This window comes from Actinomadura meridiana, from assembly GCF_039537545.1.
Lineage (GTDB): Bacteria > Actinomycetota > Actinomycetes > Streptosporangiales > Streptosporangiaceae > Spirillospora > Spirillospora meridiana.
Genome location: NZ_BAABAS010000011.1, coordinates 128,007 through 149,574, shown reverse-complemented (window position 1 = coordinate 149,574; position 21,568 = coordinate 128,007). Strand labels below are relative to the sequence as shown.

18 protein-coding genes are annotated in these 21,568 nt (G+C 69.6%); 13 read left to right on the top strand and 5 right to left on the bottom strand.

What is annotated here, in order from left to right:
- Positions 1 to 8 precede the first annotated feature (8 nt).
- Both ABD808_RS20320 and ABD808_RS20315 read right to left on the bottom strand, forming a co-directional pair.
- Entirely contained in the window at positions 9 to 1,139 is a 1,131-nt protein-coding gene (locus tag ABD808_RS20320) for a DUF1266 domain-containing protein (protein ID WP_344898951.1), read from the bottom strand.
- A 77-nt stretch (positions 1,140 to 1,216) separates the two neighbouring features.
- Positions 1,217 to 2,158, bottom strand: coding sequence for a DUF6177 family protein (locus tag ABD808_RS20315; protein ID WP_344898949.1), 942 nt, complete (start codon positions 2,156 to 2,158; stop codon positions 1,217 to 1,219).
- Positions 2,159 to 2,298: 140 nt separating this feature from the next.
- Between ABD808_RS20315 and ABD808_RS20310 the strand changes: the two genes are divergently transcribed.
- Together ABD808_RS20310 and ABD808_RS20305 are read left to right on the top strand one after the other, a co-directional pair.
- A complete protein-coding gene (locus ABD808_RS20310; protein WP_344898948.1) occupies positions 2,299 to 3,744 on the top strand; it encodes an LCP family protein in 1,446 nt (481 codons plus the stop codon).
- A gap of 182 nt (positions 3,745 to 3,926) precedes the next feature.
- Positions 3,927 to 4,961, top strand: a complete 1,035-nt coding sequence (locus ABD808_RS20305) for a glycosyltransferase (RefSeq protein ID WP_344898946.1) — start codon at positions 3,927 to 3,929, stop codon at positions 4,959 to 4,961.
- A 61-nt stretch (positions 4,962 to 5,022) separates the two neighbouring features.
- On the opposite strand, the gene ABD808_RS20300 is transcribed toward ABD808_RS20305, so the two are convergent.
- Genes ABD808_RS20300 through ABD808_RS20290 form a run of 3 tightly spaced genes read right to left on the bottom strand, consistent with a single transcriptional unit; the run spans position 5,023 to position 10,629 of the window.
- Entirely contained in the window at positions 5,023 to 8,364 is a 3,342-nt protein-coding gene (locus tag ABD808_RS20300; protein ID WP_344898944.1) for a hypothetical protein, read from the bottom strand.
- A gap of 37 nt (positions 8,365 to 8,401) precedes the next feature.
- Entirely contained in the window at positions 8,402 to 9,346 is a 945-nt protein-coding gene (locus ABD808_RS20295) for a glycosyltransferase (protein WP_344898943.1), read from the bottom strand.
- Positions 9,343 to 10,629 (bottom strand): hypothetical protein, encoded by a 1,287-nt coding sequence (locus ABD808_RS20290; RefSeq protein WP_344898942.1) that lies wholly within the window; start codon positions 10,627 to 10,629, stop codon positions 9,343 to 9,345. The genes ABD808_RS20295 and ABD808_RS20290 overlap by 4 nt, the downstream gene beginning before the upstream one ends.
- Before the next feature lie 199 nt (positions 10,630 to 10,828).
- Here ABD808_RS20290 and glf point away from each other — a divergent pair, with 199 nt between their 5' ends.
- The 11 genes from glf (at position 10,829) to ABD808_RS38540 (ending at position 21,558) form a co-directional block, all read left to right on the top strand.
- Positions 10,829 to 12,004: a UDP-galactopyranose mutase gene (gene glf / locus ABD808_RS20285; protein WP_344898941.1), complete on the top strand. Its 1,176-nt coding sequence runs from the start codon at positions 10,829 to 10,831 to the stop codon at positions 12,002 to 12,004.
- Positions 12,001 to 13,998, top strand: a complete 1,998-nt coding sequence (locus ABD808_RS20280) for a glycosyltransferase (RefSeq protein ID WP_344898939.1) — start codon at positions 12,001 to 12,003, stop codon at positions 13,996 to 13,998. Before glf ends, ABD808_RS20280 begins: the two co-directional genes overlap by 4 nt.
- Complete coding sequence (locus ABD808_RS20275) at positions 13,995 to 14,900, top strand: ABC transporter permease (protein WP_344898937.1); 906 nt, start codon at positions 13,995 to 13,997, stop codon at positions 14,898 to 14,900. The genes ABD808_RS20280 and ABD808_RS20275 overlap by 4 nt, the downstream gene beginning before the upstream one ends.
- Positions 14,900 to 15,712, top strand: a complete 813-nt coding sequence (locus ABD808_RS20270; protein ID WP_344898935.1) for an ABC transporter ATP-binding protein — start codon at positions 14,900 to 14,902, stop codon at positions 15,710 to 15,712. The genes ABD808_RS20275 and ABD808_RS20270 overlap by 1 nt, the downstream gene beginning before the upstream one ends.
- Complete coding sequence (locus tag ABD808_RS20265; RefSeq protein WP_344898933.1) at positions 15,709 to 16,836, top strand: acyltransferase family protein; 1,128 nt, start codon at positions 15,709 to 15,711, stop codon at positions 16,834 to 16,836. Before ABD808_RS20270 ends, ABD808_RS20265 begins: the two co-directional genes overlap by 4 nt.
- Positions 16,833 to 18,068, top strand: coding sequence for an acyltransferase family protein (locus tag ABD808_RS20260; protein WP_344898931.1), 1,236 nt, complete (start codon positions 16,833 to 16,835; stop codon positions 18,066 to 18,068). The genes ABD808_RS20265 and ABD808_RS20260 overlap by 4 nt, the downstream gene beginning before the upstream one ends.
- A 61-nt stretch (positions 18,069 to 18,129) precedes the next feature.
- On the top strand, positions 18,130 to 19,653 hold the full coding sequence (locus ABD808_RS20255) for a sulfatase family protein (protein ID WP_344898929.1): 1,524 nt from the start codon (positions 18,130 to 18,132) through the stop codon (positions 19,651 to 19,653).
- A gap of 62 nt (positions 19,654 to 19,715) precedes the next feature.
- Complete coding sequence (locus ABD808_RS20250) at positions 19,716 to 19,943, top strand: hypothetical protein (protein WP_344898927.1); 228 nt, start codon at positions 19,716 to 19,718, stop codon at positions 19,941 to 19,943.
- A gap of 126 nt (positions 19,944 to 20,069) precedes the next feature.
- Positions 20,070 to 20,513: an SUKH-3 domain-containing protein gene (locus tag ABD808_RS20245; protein ID WP_344898925.1), complete on the top strand. Its 444-nt coding sequence runs from the start codon at positions 20,070 to 20,072 to the stop codon at positions 20,511 to 20,513.
- A 43-nt stretch (positions 20,514 to 20,556) separates the two neighbouring features.
- The gene (locus ABD808_RS20240; RefSeq protein WP_344898923.1) at positions 20,557 to 21,105 is read left to right on the top strand and encodes a hypothetical protein; all 549 of its coding nucleotides are present in this window, start codon (positions 20,557 to 20,559) and stop codon (positions 21,103 to 21,105) included.
- 24 nt (positions 21,106 to 21,129) lie between these two features.
- A complete protein-coding gene (locus ABD808_RS38540; protein ID WP_425548951.1) occupies positions 21,130 to 21,558 on the top strand; it encodes a DUF4240 domain-containing protein in 429 nt (142 codons plus the stop codon).
- The last annotated feature ends 10 nt before the right edge of the window (positions 21,559 to 21,568 follow it).

Below are 21,568 nucleotides of genomic sequence, written 5' to 3'. Positions count from 1 at the left end.
AGGCTGGATCAGGGCCAGTCGCGGGTGAGGTCCAGGTCGAACGGGACGAGGTTCCAGGGGCTGCGCGGATTGGTGACGAGGTCGTCGATGAGACGCTCGTATTCGTCCTGCGCCTTCCCGGCTCCGCCCGACCAGAGCAGACGGCCTTGCAGGTAGCAGGTGGCCATGTCCCGCCAGGACGAGTAGCGCCGCTGGATGTCGAGAGCCAGCGGAAGCATCCGTTCCCAGCAGTACTCCTCTGTCAGCCAACCCACCATGTGGCCCCAGCGGTAGAGCATCGGGGCTCGGGCGTAGTCCCAGATGAGGAACCGTCCCACGTTGGCGCGCAACGCCGGGTCGGCGAGGGCTTTCAGACGGTGCAGCTCCTCGACGGCATGGTTGCGGTCGTTGAAGAGCTGGTGCAGGAACAGGGCGAGTTCGGCGCCCTCCTCGCTGGCGTCCGCGCCGGGTTCGTCGCGGAGCAGCGGCGGGACGAGCCGCGTGTACGAGCCGCCCTCGTCGTCGTAGCGGACGCGCACCAGCTCGATCAGCCGCTCGACGAACGGCGGTTCGAGTTCGTCGCGGGCGATGAGGCCGTCTGCGGGACGCGCCGCGGCGCGGGGTAGGCCCGGCGCGGAGATCAGGTCCCAGAGCCGCCGCTCGAACTCGACCGCCTGCCGTTCCTCGCTGCCGAAGAACCCGGCGAGCTGTCTGCGCAGGGACGGGTGCCGCACGTACAGGCGCCGGAAGAACCGTCCGTTCTTCCACACCAGATGCTCGGGCCGCAGGTCGCCGAACGGGACGCGCGTGCTCCGGTGCACCATCGTCCGCTCCGCGAACCGCAGCTCCAGATCGGGCCACATCGCGCTCAACGGGGTGAACCGCAACAGCATGAGGAGGCCGGGCACGAGGACGAGTAGAACCGCGCCGGGAGCGAGCGCCCATCGCGCCGCGTCCTGCGACCCGGTCAGGGACAGGACGGCCCCGGCGAGCAGCAGCCCGATCCCCGCGACGCCGCAGGACAGCAGCCAGCCCGTCGTCAGGATGAAGGACCCCTCGATGCGGAGGACCGAGACGTCGCCGTCGAACTCGAACGACCCCTCGGCGAGGGTCCCCTCCACGGCCCGCTCAAGCGCGTCGAGCTGACCGTCCTCTCCCATGGGCAGGACCGTACATCATCCTGGACAGGTAGATCATCGGCGGTCCCGAGCGCCCCGGGCGCCCCCGGCGGCGCGGCTCAGGCCGACTGGAGGTGCTGCATGAGGGCGCTGTGGCGCTGCCAGCCGTCCGGGGAACGTCCGTCGCCGAGGGGGAAGAAGGTGAGGGGCGCACGTGGCGGCCCGACCTGCTGGCCGGGCAGGCCGTTCGGCCCGCTGACGGTGCCCGCGACGGCGAGCGCGACGGGCGCGGGCGCGCCCGTCCAGCGCGGCTCGGTGGCGAGGTCGGCACGACCCGGGGTGAGCTGCACGAACAGCGACGCGACGCTCTGGTCGGCGGCGAGCGCGCCGACGAGCGTCGGCAGGTGTTGCAGGGGCGGCGGGTCCTCCGGCATGTAGCCGATGGTGACGGTGCTGACCTCGGCGACGACGCCGCCCTCGGCCGCGGTGAAGTCGCAGATCGCCATGGCGGGACGGGGCCCGTCGCCGCTGACCAGGAGCCGGGCGGTGGCGCGTCCGCGCGCGTACTCGGTGAACCGGTCGGCGCGCCAGGGATGCTCCAGCGGCTCGGCGGCGCCGAGTGCGCCCGGGGGCTTGCCGGTGAGCAGTTGCAGGAGGCGTTCGACGGGCCCGCCGAGGTCGCCCTCGGCGCCGTGCCTGGTGCGGTAGACGAGGGTGAGCTGCGATCCGATCGGCGCGCTGGGACGGGTCGTGAACCCGGGCGCGTAGTCGCGGGCCTCGGGCACGGGAATGTACGTCGAGCCGTTCCATTTCATCGGCCGTCCGGTCAGGCCCTCGTAGTAGCCGTCGCCGTTGCTGACGATCCACTGCACGTCGTCCCCGGACGCGGCCGTGCGGAGGGGGAGCGACAGCCGGGAGTCGAGGGGCGTGACCAGTTGCAGGGTGCGTCCGCTCGCGGTGCACTCGCCGAGAGCCTTGGTCAACCAGGCGGTCAGCGGCACCAGCGGCCGGTCCTGCAACACGACCATGGCCTGGTCGGTCAGCGCGTCTACTGTGCTCATCTTCGGAGGAGTCTAGCGACCGGGGCCCTCCCCGCGACGGCCCTCCCGTGATCATCGCGGGCGGCCGGAGGGCGCGGTGGTTCGTCCGACTTTGCTGTGACGCCCGTGACTGCTGTCCAATCTGTGCTGAAATGTTACGGATGCAGCGAGCCGCCGCGCCGTCTCCGGTGTACTACGCGGATGACGCCCCACCGCCACCGGAGCCACCGGCACGGGGGCGCGTGTGGCGCGTGCTCGGCTGGCTGTCGATCGGACTGTCGGTGGTGCTGGTCGCCGCGAGCCTCACCGCGTACGGGTTCTGGCGCCGCCTCGACGGCCAGATCGCCCGCGAGAACGTGGACGGACGGCTCGGCGACGACCGTCCCGAGAAGCTCAACAACTCGCTGAACATCCTGCTGATGGGCTCCGACAGCCGCGCGGGCGAGAACTCCCGGTACGGGGAGGAGTCCGGCCAACGGTCCGACACCACGATCCTGCTGCACATCTCGCCCGGCGGTGAGAGCGCGATCGGGATCAGCTTCCCGCGCGACTCGATGGTGCAGATGCCGTCCTGCGAGAAGAAGAACGGCGCCGTCATCCCCGCCCAGTTCGGAATGATCAACGCGGCGTTCTCCAACGGCGGCCCGGCGTGCACCTGGAAGACCATCGAGTCCCTCACGAGAGTCCACATCGACCATTACGTCGAGGTGGACTTCTCCGGCTTCAAACGGGTCGTGGACGCGCTCGACGGCGTGGAGATCTGCGTGCCGCACCGCATCGACGACCCGAAGGCGGAACTGCACCTCAAGAAGGGGCGCCAGACCGTCCAGGGCGAACAGGCCCTCGGTTACGTCCGCACCCGGTACGTGCTCAACGACGGCTCCGACCTCGAACGGATCAAACGCCAGCAGGCGTTCATGGCGTCCGTGGTGAAGAAGGCCACCGACCGGGGGATGCTCACCGACCCCGGACGCACCTACGGCTTCCTCTCCGCCGTCGCCAAGTCGATCAAGGTGGACGACCGGCTCACGCTGCCCACCATGCAGAAGATCGCGGGCAGCCTGCGCGGCATGAGCGCCGGGAAGGTGCGGTTCGTCACCGTCCCCGTGCAGGCGTATCCGCAGGACAAGAACCGCGTGCAGTTCAGCCGGGCCTTGGCCGCGCCGCTGTTCCAGGCCGTCCGGGAGGACAACAAGCTGCCCGAGCCCGCGCCGACGCCCGTCCCGGCGCAGAACGCGAACCAGGCGCCGCCCGTCCCGCCCGCGCAGGTGAGGGTCGGCGTCTTCAACGGCACCCACACCCCCGGCCTCGCGCAACGCACCGCGGACCAGCTCACCGAACGCCGCTTCAAGGTCGTCAAGGTCGGCACCACCAAGAAGCCGTACCCCCGCACCCAGATCCTGTACGGCGTCGGCGCCGAGGCGCAGGCCGCCCGGCTGGCGATCGCCATTCCCGGCCATCCGCCGCGACCCTGGAAATCCGCGAAGCCCGGCTACGTCTACCTCGTCATCGGCAAGGACGGCGCCGCGCTCCGCGGCCAGAACACAATGGTCCCGACGGTCGCCGGAGAGATTCGCGCAGACCGTGACGTCTGCGCACGAACGTGACCAGGGCGGCGGTCGCCGCGCAGGCCGTCCGGGCGGAGCGATATCTTGGCCGCGCAAACCAACGCCATTGCTGAGACGTCACATCTACGACGACCGACGATCCCCCCGACTTCTGCCCCGAGGACCCGCCCCCCGCACCGGGCTCTGCCGGGCGCTCACGCTCCCTCCCCCGGAACGGACGCATGCAGCCCGAACCCTTCTCCCTTCTGATGACCGTCTACGGCGGTGATCGCGAGGAGCACGTCAGGGCCGCCTTCCACAGCGCGGTGCACGACCAGACGCTCCGACCCGACCAGGTCGTCCTGGTGCGGGACGGCCCCGTCTCCGCCGACCTGTCGGCCTGCCTGCGGGAACTGGTCGACGGCAGCCCCGCCGAGGTGACGTTCGTCCAGCTCGCGCGCAACCAGGGCCTCGGCCCCGCCCTCGACGCGGGCCTGCACGCGGCGCGGCACGACATCGTCGCGCGGATGGACGCCGACGACGTCGCGATGCCCCACCGGTTCCAGATCCAGGTGCCGCTGGTCCGCGCCGGCGCGGACCTCGTGGGCGCCGGGCTCCTGGAGTTCGGCTCCGACATCTCCGACATCGTCGGGCAGCGCACTCCGCCTAGCGACCCCGCCGACATCGCGCGCTACTCCCGCCTGCACGACCCGTTCAACCATCCGACGGTCGTGTACCGGCGCAGCGCCGTCGTCGCGGCGGGCGGCTACGGCGACCTGCCGCTGATGGAGGACTACTGGCTGTTCGCGCGGATGATCGCGAACGGCGCGCGGATGGTGAACGTCGCCGAGCCGCTCGTCTACTACCGGGTCGGGGACGGCGCCTACGAACGCCGCGGCGGCCGTGACCTGCTGCGGTCGGAGCTGCGCCTGCAACGCCAGATGCTCCGCGAGGGCTTCATCTCCCAGCCGCAGTACTGGCGGAACGTCATGGTCAGGGGCGGCTACCGGCTCGTCCCCACCGTGATACGCAAACCGTTCTACCGGCGGGTCGTCGCGTCCTACGGCGCCCGCCGCAACCGCTCCCGTGACCGGGAGGACGCGCGCCAAGCGATCGAGTCGGCACCACCTGACCCTGTGCCGCCAGACACAGTGCTGCCTGACCTGGTGCTGCCTGAGCCCGTGCTGCCTGACCCGGTGCCCGACCACGAGCTTCCGGTGGTCGAGCACGACGACGTCCGCGGCTACGACCCGGCGCCACCGAACCGCGACCACTGACCCGCGAACCCCGTCCCGCGAGCCCTGTCTCGCGAGTACAGGGCCGCGAGCGCTGGGGCGGTCATGAGGCCGGGCGGCTCCACAGGACGGGTTGTTCGCCGGACGTGGCGACGTTGCGTCCCACGCCCAAGAGCCGGTCCTTGAACGACGCCAGGCCCGTGATCTCCTGACGTCCCGGGCCGGACAGGCCGTCCCCGGTGGGCGTCGACGACTCCCAGGACGCGCCGTCGGACGACGTCCAGGTGACGACGTCCGCCCCGCCGGTGCCGCCGGTGGTCCCGGCCATCGTGAAGGACCTGGACGTCGCCGTCACCGCCGTCACCCGGACGGATCCCTTCGAGCCGGGCGCCGGGAGCTTGCCGTCCTGCCAGGTCTTACCGCCGTCCGACGAGACGAGGCAGAACACCGCCTCCCCGGACGAGTCGGTGCCTTCCCCCGTCGCGACCAGGACGTTCCCCTTGGCCGCGACGTGGGTGAGCCAGCCCTGCGTCAGCCCGCTCGGCAGCTTGAGCTCCTGCAACCGCCACTTCTTCCCGTCGGGCGACGCCCACATTGCGGGACGTCCGCCCGGAGTGCCCGGTTTCAGCATGCCGCCGACCGCGACGAAGCCGAATGCCCCGCCCGCCGCCGCGCGCACCCAGCGGTTGCCGTTGCTCGTGGCGGTGAGGTCGTTGCGCTCGACGCCGCCGCCCCGCTGCCAGACCTTCAGGTCGCGTGAGTACCAGATCGAGCCGGACGGCCCGTCGTCGCCGACCACGACATACCCGGCGGGACCGGCCGCAGCGCCATAGGTGGACAGGGGGAGCGAACCCTTCGACTCGAACACCGAGCCGGTGTCGGCGGGCTGCCAGACGTTGCCGTCCGCCGACGTCACCACCAGCGGCTTGCGGGGCGAGCCGCCGCCGTCGCCGACGGCCAGCCAGCCCGCGCCGCCATGCGCGACGGCGGACAAACGCTGGAGGGCCGGTCGGGCGATCCCGCTGGAGAAGCGGGCGCGCTGCCAGGCCGAACCGTCCGACGATGTCCAGACCGCGGCGTCGCCGCCGGTGCTGCCGACCGCGACCGCCTGGCCGTCCGTCCCGCCGACGGCGGTGACCGTCTGGTCCTTGCGGAACGCGCCGGAGATCTTGAGCGGGTCGACGGGGATCTCGCCGCCGCGCGCGTCGCGCACCGCCAGCACGGCGTTCAGGTCGCCGTCGCCGGAGTCGCGGCCGACCAGGATCGCCTGTTCGCCCGAGACCGTCGCGCCGAGCAGGGCCCGGCCGGACGTCAGGGGCAGCGTGCCCGCCGCCTTCCAGCTCCGGCCGTCCTCCGACCGGACGACCATCAGGTCGCGGCCGCGCTGCGCGATCCCGGCATAACCGGTGTCGGCCGCCAGCAGTTGCTGGACGTACTGGTAGCCGGACGACTGGATCTTCCCGGCCTTCTGCCATTCCGTGGCGTCCGCGGACGTGAACACCTGACCGTAGGTCGTCTTCCCCGACTTGACCTCGCGGACGGCGACCAGCCCCGCCCGGCCGCCGCCGACCTGGAGACCGCGGGTGCCCTTCGGCGCGGGGATCTTCGCGGGCGACCAGGTTCGGCCACCGTTGGTGGACCGCCACGCGCGGTGGAACGACGCCTTGCCGGGCTTCGGCGTGTGACCGCTGCCCATCAGGACGACGCCGCCGCTCGCCGCCACACCTTCCAGGACGACCTTCCCGCGCAGGGGGACGCCGACCTGGTCGCCGGTCAGGGCGTCCCAGTTCGTCCCGTCGGTGGACAGCCAGACGGCGGGCACCGAGTCGCTGAAGTCGCGCTTGGGGGAGTGCTCGCCGATCGCGAGGAAGCCCTTGTCGGTGCGGATGACCCGCGTGACGCGGTTGCCGGGGCCGAAGACGTCGCCCGCCGCGTCGGGCTGGCGCTGCCAGACCCGGCCGTCGTCGCTCGTCCACACGGCGCCGCCGTTCGGACGTGTGCCGATCGCGACCCAGCCGCCCTGGCCGCCCGCGACCGCGCGGGGCACCTCGGCGGCACCGGGGTCGCCGCCGCCCTGCCCCTTGACCTCGGCGGACTTGAAGGTGCGGCCGCCGTCGGCGGACACGAGGAACACGCCCCGGTAGTTGCCGGGGTCGGCCTCCCCGCCCACGGCGACCACCGTGGAGCCGGACGCCGCGACGCCGGTGAGCTCCTGGTCGCGCCCGTCGGCGCGGGCGGCGGGATCGGCGGCGAACAGCGCGCCCGCGAGGCGCGACTTCCCGCCGTCGTCGCCGGAGTCGCCGCCTCCGCGGTTGAGTACGACGAACGTGCCGCCCGCGGCCAGCGCGACGACGGCCAGGCCGCCGACGATGCCGAAGATCAGCTTCTTGTGGCCGCCCCTGCGCCGGGGCGCGGCCGACGAGGTGCGCCACGGCTCCTCGACCGGGGGCGGCGGTGGCGGCGGGGCGGCGGCCAGCGGGTTGCCCTGCGCCGGTGGTCCGGGGACCTCCTGCGCGTACGGGGGGACCTCCTGCGCGTACGGGAACTGCGGGGGCCCGGACGGTTGCGGAAGCGGAGCCGGTGACTGGCCGGGGATCTCCTGCGCCCACGGGAACGGCTCGGGTGCCGGGGGCTTCGGCGTCTCCGGAATTTCCTGCGCCCAGGGGAACGGCTCAGGGGCCGGGGGCTTCGGCGCGTCCGGGATCTCCTGTGCCCAGGGGAACGGCTCCGGCGCGGGAGGCTGCGGCGTTGGCGGCTGGGGAGCCGGGAGCTGTGGAGCGGGAGGCTGCGGGGCGGGCGGTTGGAAAGGGGGAGGCTGCGCCACGGTGGCCGGGGGCGGGGACGGTTCCGGCGGCGCGGGCGGCGGGGCCGGTGACTGGCCGGGAATCTCCTGCGCCCACGGAACCGGCGGGAGCGGCGGCGGACCGGCGCTCTCCGGCTCGGCCCCCGGCGCGGCGGGCCCGGGGCCGGGCACCACGCGGGTGCGGTCCTCCTCGTCGCGGTCCGGGGCGGCGGGCTGCGCGCCTTCGCCTCCCGGGGCGCCCGAGGACGTCCCGCGCGAGAAGTCGGTCATCGTGTAGTCGGCGATGACGCCACCGGTCGGCGGCGCGGCGGGCGGGGCCGCTGGCGGTGCGGGCGGCTGGGGTGCAGGAGGCGCGGGCGGCTCGGGGGCGGGCGGAGCGGGTGGCGCGGGCGGTCGGCCTGTGTCCTGCGAGAAGACCTGGGTGCGCGGCTCGCCGCCGACGCCGATCGTCTCGTCGCCGGTCGTCCCGCCGGTCGTCCCGCCGGATCCGCCGACTACCTCGGTTCCGCCGGGTTCGTCCTGGTCGTCGTCCTCGCTGAGCCACTGCGGCCGCGGGGGCGGTCCCGGCAGGTGCCGAGCCGGCGGGTCCTCGTTGGGCAGGTCGTCCCCGCGCTCGTCGTCCGGGCTGCCGTTCGAAGTCACACCCGCCCTCCCGTTAGCCCTCGTATGGTCTGCGTCGTCAGGGATCATATCGGCGCATCGCCGCCAAAATGACCTCCTCGGTCGGCCGGGGACGTCGCCGCACACCGTCGCGGACACCGGCCGCCAGCCCCCTGCGCAGGGTCGCGCGATCCTTGGAACGAGCGTAGGTACGGGCCCAACGCCGGACGGACGACCCGGCGTAGAGCACCCGTTCGCCGGGGCCGAGACCGCGGCTGCGCGTGAACAGCCACAGCTTGTTCCGCACCTCGTAGTAGAAGCGGTCGCCCGGGTCGGCGTCGGTGCCGCCGAACGCCCCGGTCTTGTGGACGACGACGCTCGCCGGGCAGTACAGCCCGGTGCGCCCGCGCAGCAGCCGGGTGGTGAACTCGAAGTCGTCGTTCCACAGGAAGTAGTCCGCGACGGGCAGCCCGCGTTCCCGCACCGCCGCCGCGTCGACGAGCACGGACACGAACGACGCGGACCGGACGGGCGTGCACCCGGCCTCGGCGGCGTCCGCCAACTCCGTCCGGGACGCGCCCGGCTTGACGCGCGGCGTGTTCATCGGATGGTCGCGCCCGTCGGTCCACACGACGCGGCTGGCGACGAGGGCGGGGCTGCGGGGCGCCAGGTCCCGTGCGTCCAGCAGGGCCTGGAGCGCCCCGGGTTCGGGGACGGTGTCGTCGTCCATCAACCAGATGAGCGCCGACTCGTCATCGGGCACGGTGTCCAACGCGCGGGCGATCCCGGCGGCGAACCCGCCCGCGCCGCCGGTGTTCACGGCGAGTTCGAGCAGGTCGGCGTGCGGGAACCGGTCGCGGACGAGCGCGGGAGTGCCGTCGCCGGACGCGTTGTCCACGACGATCAGCCCGTCCGGCGGCCGGGTCTGGGCGGCGAGCGCGTCCAACGCCTCGACGAGGAGGTCGCGCCGGTTATACGTGACGACCACGGCGGTGACCCGGGGCCGGGGCGTACCGGGGTTCATCGCGTCGTGGCCCGGGGTGACAGCGCGCCGCCTGGGATCTCCGACTGCTCGTCGTCCGCCTCGGGTTCGGGTTCGGGCGTCGGCTCGATGCCCTTGAGGCGCTCCTTGAGATGCCAGTACCCGACGCGCATCTTCCAGACGGCCTGGTTGCGTTCGCTCAGGTGGCGGGCCATCAGCTTGGGAAGCGCGGTCTCGTACTGCTCCGACCGTTCGCGTTGCAGTTCGGTGAGTTCTTCGCGCAGCACGGAGACCCGGTCGAGAAGTCCGAGAATGGTGTGGGCGGCCGCGTCGAGCAGTTCCGCGTCGCCGGGCGCGGCGGCGGGCTGGCTCGGGCCGTCCCCGGGCAGCAGTTCCGCCAGGTCGCCGACGACGTCGTACCCGCCGGAGCGGATCGCCTCCGTCAGATCGCGGGCCCTGTCCGCCGCCCACGCACGACGCCCTGGCGGCAACGGAACACGGCCGGGCTCCCCTCGGCCGGGCAGGATCGTCAGCGCGAGGACGTCGGTGACCAGCCGGTGGTACAGCCACATCGGGACGTCCTCGTCGACGGCGGCGTTCACCGTGCGGAGCAGTTCCGTCTCCGTCCAACTGAGCGAGGCGTTCGTGCGCACGTCCGACAGGTCGGCCGTCGCCGGGTCGATGCCGATCAGCCCGGCGAAGCGTTCCCAGAGCAGTTCGCGGGGGGCGTCCCGTCCGGGCAGGGTCAGCACGTGCACTCGTTCTGGCGGGACGTGCGGCGCCCACCGTCCGAGCACATCGGGAATGTCGTGCACGCGCCAGAACCACCAGGCCGCGCCGCCGTCACGATCACCGTCGACCACTTCGCCGAGCCAATGGTCGAAATCGTAATGGAACCGGTGTTTGACGTACTCCTGCCATTCGGAGGGCAGGAGCCCGGCGAGGTCCCGGGCGGAATAGACGAGATGGACCTCACAGGGCGCGAGGGACCGCACGGCCCGTTCGGCTCCCTCGGCGTCGACCGCGCAGATGACCTCGTTGGAGATCACGGCCACGCGCTGGTCGGACGCCCTGACCTCGTCGGCGAGCAGATCCCACGCGCCCTCCCAGCCGGGCCGGGGGTCGTCGGGTTCCCTGGTCAGGCCGCGCAGATCACGGGTGGCCTGCACGTGCGCGTCGAACGAGCCGCCCGGAAGGAGAACGCCCGCCTCGGGCAGATCCTCGGCGTTGTTCCACATCAGGTTCTGTAGGAAAGTCGTTCCGCTCTTAGGCGCGCCGATATGGAGGTATACGGTCGGCGGGAGGCCGCCGGAGGCCACCGACACCAGTGACTCCTTCGGGGAGCTCGCGGACGACGCGCGAGGCGCCGGTTCGGTTCACAGGCGAGGCGTGGCGGACCGACCGGGGTGATTCCACACAAGTGGGATGATGTTGTCGGTATCTTGGCCCGCGCGGCCCTGCCGGGTCCTTTCTATCAACGGATCACCCCCACGACGCGACGGGGGCGTCGCAGGAAGACGAGCCGTGAACGTTGATCTTGTAGTGGTGGGTTCGGGTTTCTTCGGACTCACCGTCGCCGAGCGCTGCGCGACCGAGCTGGGGTCGCGGGTGCTGGTCCTGGAGAGACGCGACCACATCGGCGGCAACGCCTATACCGAAAACGAGCCGGAGACCGGCATCGAGATCCATCGGTACGGCGCGCACCTCTTCCACACGTCCAACGAACAAGTGTGGGAGTACGCGAACCGATTCACCCGGTTCACCGGGTACCGGCACCACGTCTACACGACGTTCAAGGGCCGCGTGTACCCGTTGCCCATCAACCTCGGCACCATCTGCGAGTACTTCGGCCGGGCGTTCACCCCGGACGAGGCGCGCGCTCTGATCGCCGAACAGGCCGCCGAGATCCCCGCCGGACGCGAGCCGCGCGACCTGGAGGAGAAGGCGGTGTCGCTCATCGGGCGGCCGCTGTACGAGGCGTTCATTCGCGGCTACACCGCCAAACAATGGCAGACCGACCCGCGCGACCTGCCCGCCGAGATCATCACGCGGCTGCCGGTGCGGTACACGTTCGACAACCGGTACTTCAACGACGTCCACGAGGGCCTGCCGGTCGACGGCTACACCGCGTGGCTGGAGCGGATGGCCGACCACCCGAACATCGAGGTGCGGCTCGACACCGACTTCTTCGACATGCGCGACGGCCTGGTCGGCCGCGTTCCCGTCGTGTACACCGGCCCCCTCGACCGTTACTTCGACTTCGCGGAAGGGGAACTCGGCTGGCGGACGCTGGACTTCGAGACCGAAGTCGTCCCGACCGGCGACTTCCAGGGGACACCGGTGATGAACTACGCCGACGAGGACGTCCCCTACACCCGAGTCCACGAGTTCCGGCACTTCCACCCGGAGCGGCACTACCCGGACGACCGGACGGTCATCATGCGGGAGTTCTCGAGGGCCGCCGACCGGGGCGACGAGCCGTACTACCCGATCAACACCGCGCGCGACCGCGAGCGCCTGCTGCGCTACCGGGAGATGGCCCGGCGTGAGGACGGCGTCCTGTTCGGCGGGCGGCTCGGCACCTATCAGTACCTTGACATGCACATGGCGATCGCGAGCGCGCTGAGCGCCGTCGCCAACCGGCTGCGGCCCCACTTCGAACAAGGCGAACGACTGACCAGCGGAGGAGTCGACCGATGACCGAGCCGGCCGAGGGGCTGCGCGTCCTGCACCGGATCGTGATGCCCGGCGAACGCGACTTCGACGTCCTCGCCCTCTACGTGGACGGCAACGCCGTGTTCGGCCGCCGCACCGCCGACCTGGAGAGCACCGCGGTACGGGTGCTGGGCGAGGCGGACGGCGACGCCGGACGCGCGACCGCGTACCGGCCGTCCACCCAGGACGACAGCGCCGAGATCATCGGACGCCGCAGCATCGTCGTCCCGTCCGGCACCAGGGTGTCGTTCTGTAGTTACTTCAACGCGTTCCCCGCCGGGTACTGGCGACGGTGGAGCACGGTCGAGAACGTCCAGTTGCGCGTCCGTCTCCGTGGTGAGGCGACCATCCTCATCTACCGCTCCACCGGCAAGGGTCATCTGGAGCGCATCAAGGCACTGCACGTCGACTCCGACTCCTCCGTCGAGGAGACCGTCGACCTTCCGCTCGCCCCGTTCATCGACGGCGGCTGGTACTGGTTCGACGTCATCGCCGACGGGCGCACCGCCGTCCTGGACGGCGCGGACTGGTGCGCGGTCACCGACCGCACCCGTCCCGGAACCGCCACCGTCGGCATCACGACGTTCAACCGGCCGAAGTTCTGCGTCGAGCAGCTCACGACCCTGGCGGCGTCGGGCGACGTCCTGGACGTCGTCGACGAGATCGTCGTGGTCGACCAGGGCACCGACCGCGTCGAGGACCACCCCGACTTCGCCGCCGCCGCGGAGGCGCTCGGCGACCGGCTCCGCGTCATCGACCAGGCCAATCTCGGCGGCTCCGGCGGCTTCTCCCGCGTCATGCACGAGACCGTCGAGTCGGGGCGCAGCGACTACGCGCTGCTCCTGGACGACGACGTCATTCTGGAACCCGAGAGCATCCTGCGTTCCACCACGTTCGCCGACCTGGCGCGCGGGCCGATGCTCGTCGGCGGTCACATGCTCGACCTCTACAACCGGTCGGTGCTGCACGTGTTCGGCGAGACCGTCGCGCGCTACCGCTGGTGGATGGTCCCGGCGGCGCACACCGAACTGTCGCACGACCTCGCCGAGAACCCGCTCCGCAGCACGCCGTGGCTGCACCGCCGCGCGGACGTCGAGTACAACGCCTGGTGGATGTGCCTGATCCCGGTCGAGGTCATCCGCAAGGTCGGGCTCTCGCTGCCGTTCTTCATCAAGTGGGACGACATCGAGTACGGGCTGCGCACCAAGGCCGCCGGTTTCCCGACCGTGTCGCTGCCGGGCGCCGCCGTGTGGCATGTGCCGTGGCACTCCAAGGACGTCATGACCGACTGGCAGGCATACTTCACCGAACGCAACAGGATCATCACCGCGCTGCTGTACTCGCCGTACGACCGCGGCGGCAACATGCTCAAGGAAAGCCTGTTCATCACCATCAAGCACGCGCTGGCCATGCAGTACTCCACGGCCGAGCTGATGCTGCTGGCGATCGAGGACGCGCTCAAGGGCCCCGAGGACCTGCACCCGTCGATCGTCACCAAGATGGGGGAGCTGCGGGAGTTGCGCGCCGGGTTCGTCGACGCCCAGGCCAAGTCCGACCTGGACGAGTTCCCGGTGGTCAGGCGCAGTAAGCCGCCGCGCAAGGGCCGTGACGTCGTCGCGCCGAAGAACCGGCGCGCCATGTTCCAGACGGCCCTGCTGGGCGCGGCCCGCCAGATCAAACCGGTCGGCCCGTTCCCGAAGACGCACCCGGAGGCGCTCGTCCCGCACGTCGACCAGACCTGGTGGCTGCTGACCAAGTTCAACAGCGCGCTCGTCTCGTCCGCGGACGGCACCAAGGTCTCCTGGTACCAGCGCGACCCGCAGCGGTTCTGGTCGCTGATCCGGCGGGCGTCGGCGCTGCACACCAGGCTCGGCAAGGACTGGGCGTCGCTCAGCCGCCGGTACCAGGACGCGCTGCCGGGCCTCACGTCGCCGGACGAGTGGCGGGAGACCTTCGAAACGGCGCGGCGGCAGCAATGACGTCCGTATCGGGGCCACCTGTGCACGACCCGGCCGACTCGGCCGACGACCTTTCCGACCCGGAACTGGTCGAGCCGGGGCGCGGCGGCGGGCTCGCCGACGTCCTGCGGCGCCGCTACCTGCTCAGGCTGATCGTGCGGCGGGAGCTGCGGGCCCGCTACCAGGGCTCGCTGCTCGGCCTCGGCTGGTCGTACGTGCGGCCCGCCGCGCACTTCGCCGTGTTCTTCTTCGTCGCCGGTGTGTTCCTGCGGATGAGCGAGCACATCGAGCACTTCCCGATCTTCATGTTCTCCGCGCTGGTGCTGGTGTCGTTCTTCAACGAGACGCTGATCAACACGACCCACGCCGTGGTGGGGAACGCGCCGCTCGTCCGCAAGGTGTACCTGCCGCGCGAGCTGTTCCCCGTCGCGTCGCTGCTGGTGTCGTGCGTCCACCTGCTGCCGGGCCTCGCGATCGTGCTCGGCGTCGCGCTCGCCTGGGGATGGACGCCGACGGCCGCCGCGATCGGCGCGGCACTGCTCGGGTTCGCGCTCGTCGCCGTCCTCGGCATCGGCCTCGGGCTGATCTGCTCGGCGCTGCACGTCTTCTACCGCGACACCGCCAAGGCCGTGGACATCCTGACGCTGTTCGTCACCTGGTCGGTGCCGATGATCTACCCGTGGACGGTCGTGCGGGACACCGCGCCCGGCTGGGCCCTGGACCTCTACCTCGCCAACCCGCTGGCCCTGGGCGTCCTGCTGTTCGAGCGGGCGTTCTGGTGGCCGACGACCGACGGCACACCCGAGTTCCCCGTCCACCTCACCAGGGACGCGCTCGTCATGATGGTGTTCGCGGTGCTGCTGCTCGGCGCGGGCCAGGCCGTCTTCGCCCGGTTGCAGCGCCGCTTCGCGGAGGAACTGTGATGGACGCACCCCGGCGCGCGGTCGTCGTCGACGCGGTGACGAAGCGCTTCACGCTGCGGCACGCCCGCTCGATCAAGAACATGACCGTCCGGGCGCTGCGCCGCGAAAGCCTCCGCGACCGTTTCACCGCCCTGGACGACGTCTCCTTCACCATCGGCGTGGGCGAGGCCGTCGCGCTGGTCGGCGTGAACGGATCCGGCAAGAGCACCCTCCTGAAGATCATCTCCGGCGTGATGCCGCCCGACACGGGCTCGGTCCGGATCCGCGGCCGCGTCGCCGGACTGATCGAGGTCGGCGCCGGACTGCACCCCGACCTCACCGGACGCGAGAACGTCTTCCTGAACGGCGCCATCCTCGGCATGGACCGTGACGAGACCGTCCGCAAGTTCGACTCGATCGTGGAGTTCGCCGACATCGGACAGTTCCTGGACCAGCCCGTCCGGTTCTACTCCTCGGGCATGTTCATGCGGCTGGCGTTCTCCATCGCCGTCCACACCGACCCCGACGTCTTCCTCATCGACGAGGTCCTCGCCGTGGGCGACCCGCTGTTCCGCCGCAAGTGCATCGACCGCCTCCACGAATACCGCGACAGCGGCCGCACCATGGTCGTCGTCGCGCACGACGCCCAACTCCTGCGCCAACTGTGCACGCGCGGCGTCTTCCTGGAGAACGGCAGCGTCCTGTGGGACGGCGACATCGACACCGCCGCCGACCTGCTCCTCCGAAAACGCCGCGAACGCCGCCAAGCCCAGGCGACCCCGGCGCCCGCCGCCGAGCCGAACGCGGCAGGAGCAACCGAGGCCCCCCGATGACCGCACGCCCACCCACCGACCGCCCCCGACTCCGAGAACTGGACCTCCTCCGCTTCGTCGCCGCCTTCCTCGTCGTGCTGCACCACTACGTGGGTCGCATCAGCGGATGGGGCGTGCCGAACCACCACCACATGCCCGGCATCGCGCAGATCGCCCACTTCGGGAACCTCGGCGTCGACCTGTTCTTCCTGATCAGCGGCTTCGTGATCCTGATGAGCGCGTGGGGACGGGGCGTCGGCGACTTCGCGGTCTCGCGAACCGTGCGGATCTTCCCCTGCTACTGGTTCGGTGCCGCGATCGCCCTGGCGGGCTACGCCCTGGTCGGCGAGACGCCGATGCAGTCGCACAGCCCGTTGCGGCCCTTCCTGCCGAACCTGACCATGCTCCAGACGGGCATCGGCATGCCCAACATGGAGGTCGTCTACTGGACGCTCTGGGTCGAACTGCACTTCTACGTGCTGATCGCGATGCTCGTCTGGCGCGGCATCACCTACGAGCGGTGCGTGGCCTTCATGGCCATCTGGCTTCTGCTGGGCCTGTTCGCCCAGGAGTCGAACTTCACGGTGCTCACCACGGCCCTGATGCCCCCGTGGACGCCGTACTTCGTGGCGGGCATGGCGTTCTACCTGATCCACCGGTTCGGCCCCAACCTGCTGATGTGGTTGATCGTCTCGGGGTGCTGGGCGCTCGCCGTCCCGTACCGGGTCGGGACCGTCAACCCCGAACTGGCCTGGCCCCAGGTGTGGGACGCCGTCATCACCGGCGGCGTCACGTTCGCGTTCCTGATCATGGCCATGGTGGCCACCCACCAGTTCGACATGGTGCGCTGGCGCGGGTTCACCCTCCTCGGCGCGCTCACCTACCCGCTGTACCTGGTGCATGAGACCGTGGGACGGCTGCTGGACGAGGCCCTCGGCCCGTGGCTCGACCGGTGGACCCTGCTCGTCGTGTCCTTCGCCGCCGCGCTCGCCGCCGCCTACCTGGTGCACCGGTTCGTCGAGGAACCCGCGCAGCGTTGGCTGCGGCCCAGGATGAAGACCGCGCTCGTCCGGCTCCGTCAGGCGCGGCTTCCGCTCGCCCGTAACCAGAACCCGTCCAGCGCCACCGCGGAGATCGTCCGATGACACGTCCGTCCGCAGCCCCCTCGACCGCCGTCTCCACGTCCGTGGCACCGGCGGGCACGATCCCCGCCGGGACGCGGCCACGGCTGCGCGAACTGGACCTGCTGCGTTTCGTCGCCGTAGCCGCGCTCATGCTGCATCACTTCGCCGGTGTGCGCAGCACGGTCTGGCCGGGCCGGGACGCCCAGAAGATCTATCCCGAACTGTCCCCGGTCGCCCACTTCGGCTACCTCGGCGTGCAGCTCGCCTTCCTGATCAGCGGCTTCGTCATCCTGATGGCCGTGTGGGACCGCGACGTCGCCGACTTCGCCGTCGCCAGGGTCGTCCGGATCTACCCGGCCTACTGGTTCAGCGTCCTGCTCAGCCTCGTGCTCTACCTGATCTGCGGCTCGGCGGTGCCGTACGACGACGGCGCCGACCCCGTCCGGCGGGTCCTGCCGAACCTTACGATGCTCCAGGACGGCCTCCACGTAGCGCCGCTTGAGGTCGCCTACTGGGTGCTGTGGGTGGAACTGCATTTCTATGTACTCATGGCGCTCCTCGCATGCGTCGGCATCACCTACGCGCGGTGCGTCACGTTCATGGTGTCCTGGCTGCTCATCGGTGCCTACGCCAAGGAGAGCGGCAGCGCGTTCCTCGGGGCGGTGTTCCTGCCGGAGACGGCTCCGTACTTCATCGCCGGAATGGCGTTCTTCCTTATCTACCGGTTCGGTTCCAACCTCGCGCTCTGGCTGATCATCGCGGCGTCGTGGGCGCTGTCGGTGAACCATCTGGTGAACGACGTCAGCCCGCTGAACGAGTGGGAGGGCGTCCACGAGGTCGTGATCCCGATCGTCGTCACCGTCCTCTACGCGATCATGGCATTGGTGGCGTTGCGGAAACTCACCTGGCTGAACTGGCGCGGCTTCACCGTCCTCGGCGCGATCGCCTATCCGCTGTACCTGGTGCACGAGACGGTGGCGCGGGCGATCGTGAAGCAGTTCTTCCCACACCCGATCATCGACCGGCTGACAGTCCTTCCCGTCATCACCGTGGCGGCGTTGGCAACGGCATGCCTGGTGTACTGGTTCGTCGAGAAGCCATTGCAGCGAATCATGCGGCCCCGGCTACGGGCCGCCGTCGCGCAGATTCGTAGGAATGGCGCGGCACCACCCGTCCCGCCCACCACGGAGACCGTCACGGAGCCGTCCGAGCGCGAGCCCGCGGCGGCGGCTCCGCCCGCGTCGGTGCCCTAACCTGATCATCATCGGGCGGCCGTCGACCGGCTGACCGCCGTACGACGTACAACAGGGGGACATGATGCTGGGCGCCCGGCCGCGACGACGATGGCAGGCCGCACCGTTGGGGGCGGCACTGCTGGCGGTCGCGCTGGTCCTGGCCGCGTGCGCGACGCCCGGGGCCCCCGACGAGGGCAAGGGCGGACGGGTGTCGGCCACCCCCGCGAAAGACGGCCCCAAACCCAACATCGTCTACATCCTCACCGACGACCTGTCGTGGGACCTGGTCAGGTACATGCCGAACGTCCAACGCCTACAGAAACGCGGCCTGACGTTCTCCAACTACTTCGTGGCGGACACCCTGTGTTGCCCATCCCGTGCCACGATCCTGACGGGAAAGTATCCGCACAACACCGGGGTCCGCAGCAATGACCCGCCCACGGGCGGGTTCACGGTGTTCCGCGGCCGGGGCAACGAGCAGGACACGTTCGCCGTGGCGCTACAGAAGGCCGGATACCGCACGGCGCTCATGGGCAAGTACCTGAACGGCTACGAGACCACGAAGAAGCAGGGTTCCGCCCGCGCCTACATCCCGCCCGGCTGGACGGAATGGCAGGTGACCGGCCTCGGGTACGCGAACTACAACTACTACCTGAACAGCAATGGCGCCCTCGTCCACCACGGCCGTGCACCGCAGGACTACCTCACCAACGTGATCGGCGCCAAGGGCGTCGACTTCATCAACCGCGCGTCCGACGCCAAGCAACCGTTCATGCTGGAAATGTCGACGTTCGCGCCCCACTCACCCGCGACCCCCGCCCCGCAGGACGCCGCCAAGTTCCGCACCCTAAGAGCGCCCCGCACCCCAGGCTTCAACGAGCCCAACATCACCGACAAACCAGGCTGGCTACGCAAGTACCCCCGAATGGGGAAGCGCCAGCTCCGCGCCATCGAACAGTCGTTCCAGAACCGGGTACGGGCCGTCCAGTCCATCGACCGAATGATCGGCGCGCTGGAAGCCGCCGTCAACGCCAAGGGCCGGGGCGCCGACACCTACTTCGTCTTCAACTCCGACAATGGCTACCACCTGGGCCAACACCGCCTGGTCGAGGGCAAGCTAACCGCCTACGACACCGACATCCGCGTCCCCCTGATCGTCGCGGGCCCAGGTGTCCCAGCCGGAAAAACCGAACAGCGTTTCGCGCAAAACACCGACATCTGCCCAACATTCGAAGACCTAGCAGGCCTAAAACCCTCCCCAACAACAGACGGCCGCTCCCTGGCCCCCCTCATACGCGGACAACCAGTCTCCAGCTGGCGAACAACCGCATTCATCGAACACCTAGGCCCCAACTACAGCCACGACGACCCCGACCTCCCACGCAAATACGGCGGCAACCCACCCACATACGCCGCAGTACGCACAGCAAACGAACTCTACGTCGAGTACGAAAACGGCGACCGCGAATACTACGACCTAGCAAGAGACCCCTGGGAACTAGGAAACCTATGGACCCAGGCCCCCGAAGCGCGCAAGGCGGAATTGAAGTCCCTGGTAACGTCCTACCGCAACTGCTCCGGCCCCGAATGCCGCGACCTCTAGGACGCCCAGCCCGCCAGACGGTGAGACCTGGACCAAACCCCGCCACCGCTTATGGAGAATGAATGAGCGTCGACGTGTGCTTCTGGAAGGCAGGCGGAGCGCCGCCCCTGGGACTCTACGAAGCGGCATGCGAAGGCGACCTGGATCTGTTCTCTTCAAGCCAGGACGTCCTCGACTTCAGAGCCGATATCCACACAAGGTGGCCTGAAATCGAGGACATGGTTGACCCACCCGAGTACAACCCGGATCTGGAGGAACAGGAGGATCTGTCCTGTTACGTTCTGCACTGACATTGCATGTCGGCCGAGCGCACATCATCCCTCTCGCCACAGACCTCGCTGTGCGCTACGGACTCGCAGGATACGACCCCCAGACCGAGCAGGTCATCGGTCATCCGTAATTCGGAGATTGGCAGAATGAGGGTCGAGACCAGAGAGGCGTTGCGAGAGGCCGGCTGGTCACCCTCCCGCAAGACTTCGCCTTGGCGGTGGTTCGACTTCCTGCTGCGCCAAGGGTACGAGGACTTCCCGGCGGCGCGGTGGGCCCTGACCTCGGTCGGCGGACTGCGGGTGGCGGCGCACCAGGCCATCGGCCCGAACTACCCGAACAGTGACATGCTGTTCGATCCACTGCTCGGAGCCTGGGACAACTACGACGACGTCTACCAGCTCATGGACCTATGCGGGTCACGGGTCTTCCCGCTCGGCCTCTGGGACATCGCGATGACTCCAATGATCGACGAGTCGTCCGCGGTGTACGCCTTCGGGGCGTTCGGGACGTGGCGGGTCGGAGCGAGCATGGAGGAGTTCCTCGACAAAGTAGTCTGCGCCGAGGACCCCATAGAAATCATAGAACCCTAACAACCTCCGCATGGAGGAATCCCGCACCCTAAACGCCTGACCGATGGAACTCAAGAATCAAGGGACATGGCAGATGGCCGTGATCAGCCCTGACGCCGAGCGAGCGCTCGGCTCAGATTTCCTGGCCCGCCTCCGCACGGCCGACCTATACCTTCCGCTGCGCACGATCGTCGACGAGGGATGGGTCATGGAGGACGGCGCGAATCTACTCGCCGCACTCCGCGACGCCTACTTCGGAGATCGCAAGCGATCCGCGACAGTTGGTCATTACGAATCTGCGGTCAACGGGCGAGGTATCCCGGACGATGACATCAATGCATCGGGCCCCGACCGAGTTTGCCAGCTGATGCGACGAGGCGTGGCGTTTGCGTGGGCTGCCCTCTACGCGGCGAAGTCGTCCGAGCGGAAGCCCCTGCTGATGTCACGTATATCTATGGAGCCCACTCTGTTTGACTCGAATGTAGTCACCGGGTATGTGACAATCTTTTCATCCGATTTCGCCGACGCATTGGGTGTTGGGCCTCTTCACGAGAAACGCGGAGTTCAGATTCTTCTAGAAAGCTCAGATTGCCCGCATCCACTGCCGGGTTAATCCCAGCCGATCGAGTAGGTGAGGATGGGGCGCGTGATCGACTTTTGGGACATCATCGGGTTGAGTTCAGCACAATCAGCAGACGACGTCCGGTCGACTCTCGGCCGAGTCTCTGGGCGCCTCGGTGAGCTGGCTGCGGCTGATTTGGTCAAGTTTTTTGAGCGGCTACACGAAGCTCTCAATGGGCTTGATAGAGGGGAGCTTGCGGAGATCCCAGTGTTCGTGAGGGGTCAGGAATGGCCGCAATCAAGCGACCACTTTCTCTATGCACGCTGCGCGTGCGTTCTGGCTGGCAGGGATGCGTACGATGCGTCCTTGAGATCAAGTTCGGAGTTCGCGCGCTTCGTCCAAACTTTCTTTCAGACCGCCGAGGAGCTCCTCTCCCTCGCACCTGCTGTTCACGAGAGAAGAGTTGGCCGCGAAATGGACATGGTCGGCGGGCCGACACCATAACCGACGAACG

What these genes read in the sequence shown, in the direction of transcription:
- ABD808_RS20255 (WP_344898929.1), top strand. Translation starts at nt 18,130, where the DNA reads ATGATGCTGGGCGCCCGGCCGCGACGACGATGGCAGGCCGCACCGTTG.
- ABD808_RS20305 (WP_344898946.1), top strand. Translation starts at nt 3,927, where the DNA reads ATGCAGCCCGAACCCTTCTCCCTTCTGATGACCGTCTACGGCGGTGAT.
- ABD808_RS20295 (WP_344898943.1), bottom strand. Translation starts at nt 9,346, where the DNA reads ATGAACCCCGGTACGCCCCGGCCCCGGGTCACCGCCGTGGTCGTCACG.
- ABD808_RS38540 (WP_425548951.1), top strand. Translation starts at nt 21,130, where the DNA reads ATGGGGCGCGTGATCGACTTTTGGGACATCATCGGGTTGAGTTCAGCA.
- ABD808_RS20320 (WP_344898951.1), bottom strand. Translation starts at nt 1,139, where the DNA reads ATGGGAGAGGACGGTCAGCTCGACGCGCTTGAGCGGGCCGTGGAGGGG.
- ABD808_RS20240 (WP_344898923.1), top strand. Translation starts at nt 20,557, where the DNA reads ATGGAACTCAAGAATCAAGGGACATGGCAGATGGCCGTGATCAGCCCT.
- ABD808_RS20315 (WP_344898949.1), bottom strand. Translation starts at nt 2,158, where the DNA reads ATGAGCACAGTAGACGCGCTGACCGACCAGGCCATGGTCGTGTTGCAG.
- ABD808_RS20265 (WP_344898933.1), top strand. Translation starts at nt 15,709, where the DNA reads ATGACCGCACGCCCACCCACCGACCGCCCCCGACTCCGAGAACTGGAC.
- ABD808_RS20250 (WP_344898927.1), top strand. Translation starts at nt 19,716, where the DNA reads ATGAGCGTCGACGTGTGCTTCTGGAAGGCAGGCGGAGCGCCGCCCCTG.
- ABD808_RS20310 (WP_344898948.1), top strand. Translation starts at nt 2,299, where the DNA reads ATGCAGCGAGCCGCCGCGCCGTCTCCGGTGTACTACGCGGATGACGCC.
- ABD808_RS20280 (WP_344898939.1), top strand. Translation starts at nt 12,001, where the DNA reads ATGACCGAGCCGGCCGAGGGGCTGCGCGTCCTGCACCGGATCGTGATG.
- ABD808_RS20275 (WP_344898937.1), top strand. Translation starts at nt 13,995, where the DNA reads ATGACGTCCGTATCGGGGCCACCTGTGCACGACCCGGCCGACTCGGCC.
- ABD808_RS20260 (WP_344898931.1), top strand. Translation starts at nt 16,833, where the DNA reads ATGACACGTCCGTCCGCAGCCCCCTCGACCGCCGTCTCCACGTCCGTG.
- ABD808_RS20270 (WP_344898935.1), top strand. Translation starts at nt 14,900, where the DNA reads ATGGACGCACCCCGGCGCGCGGTCGTCGTCGACGCGGTGACGAAGCGC.
- ABD808_RS20245 (WP_344898925.1), top strand. Translation starts at nt 20,070, where the DNA reads ATGAGGGTCGAGACCAGAGAGGCGTTGCGAGAGGCCGGCTGGTCACCC.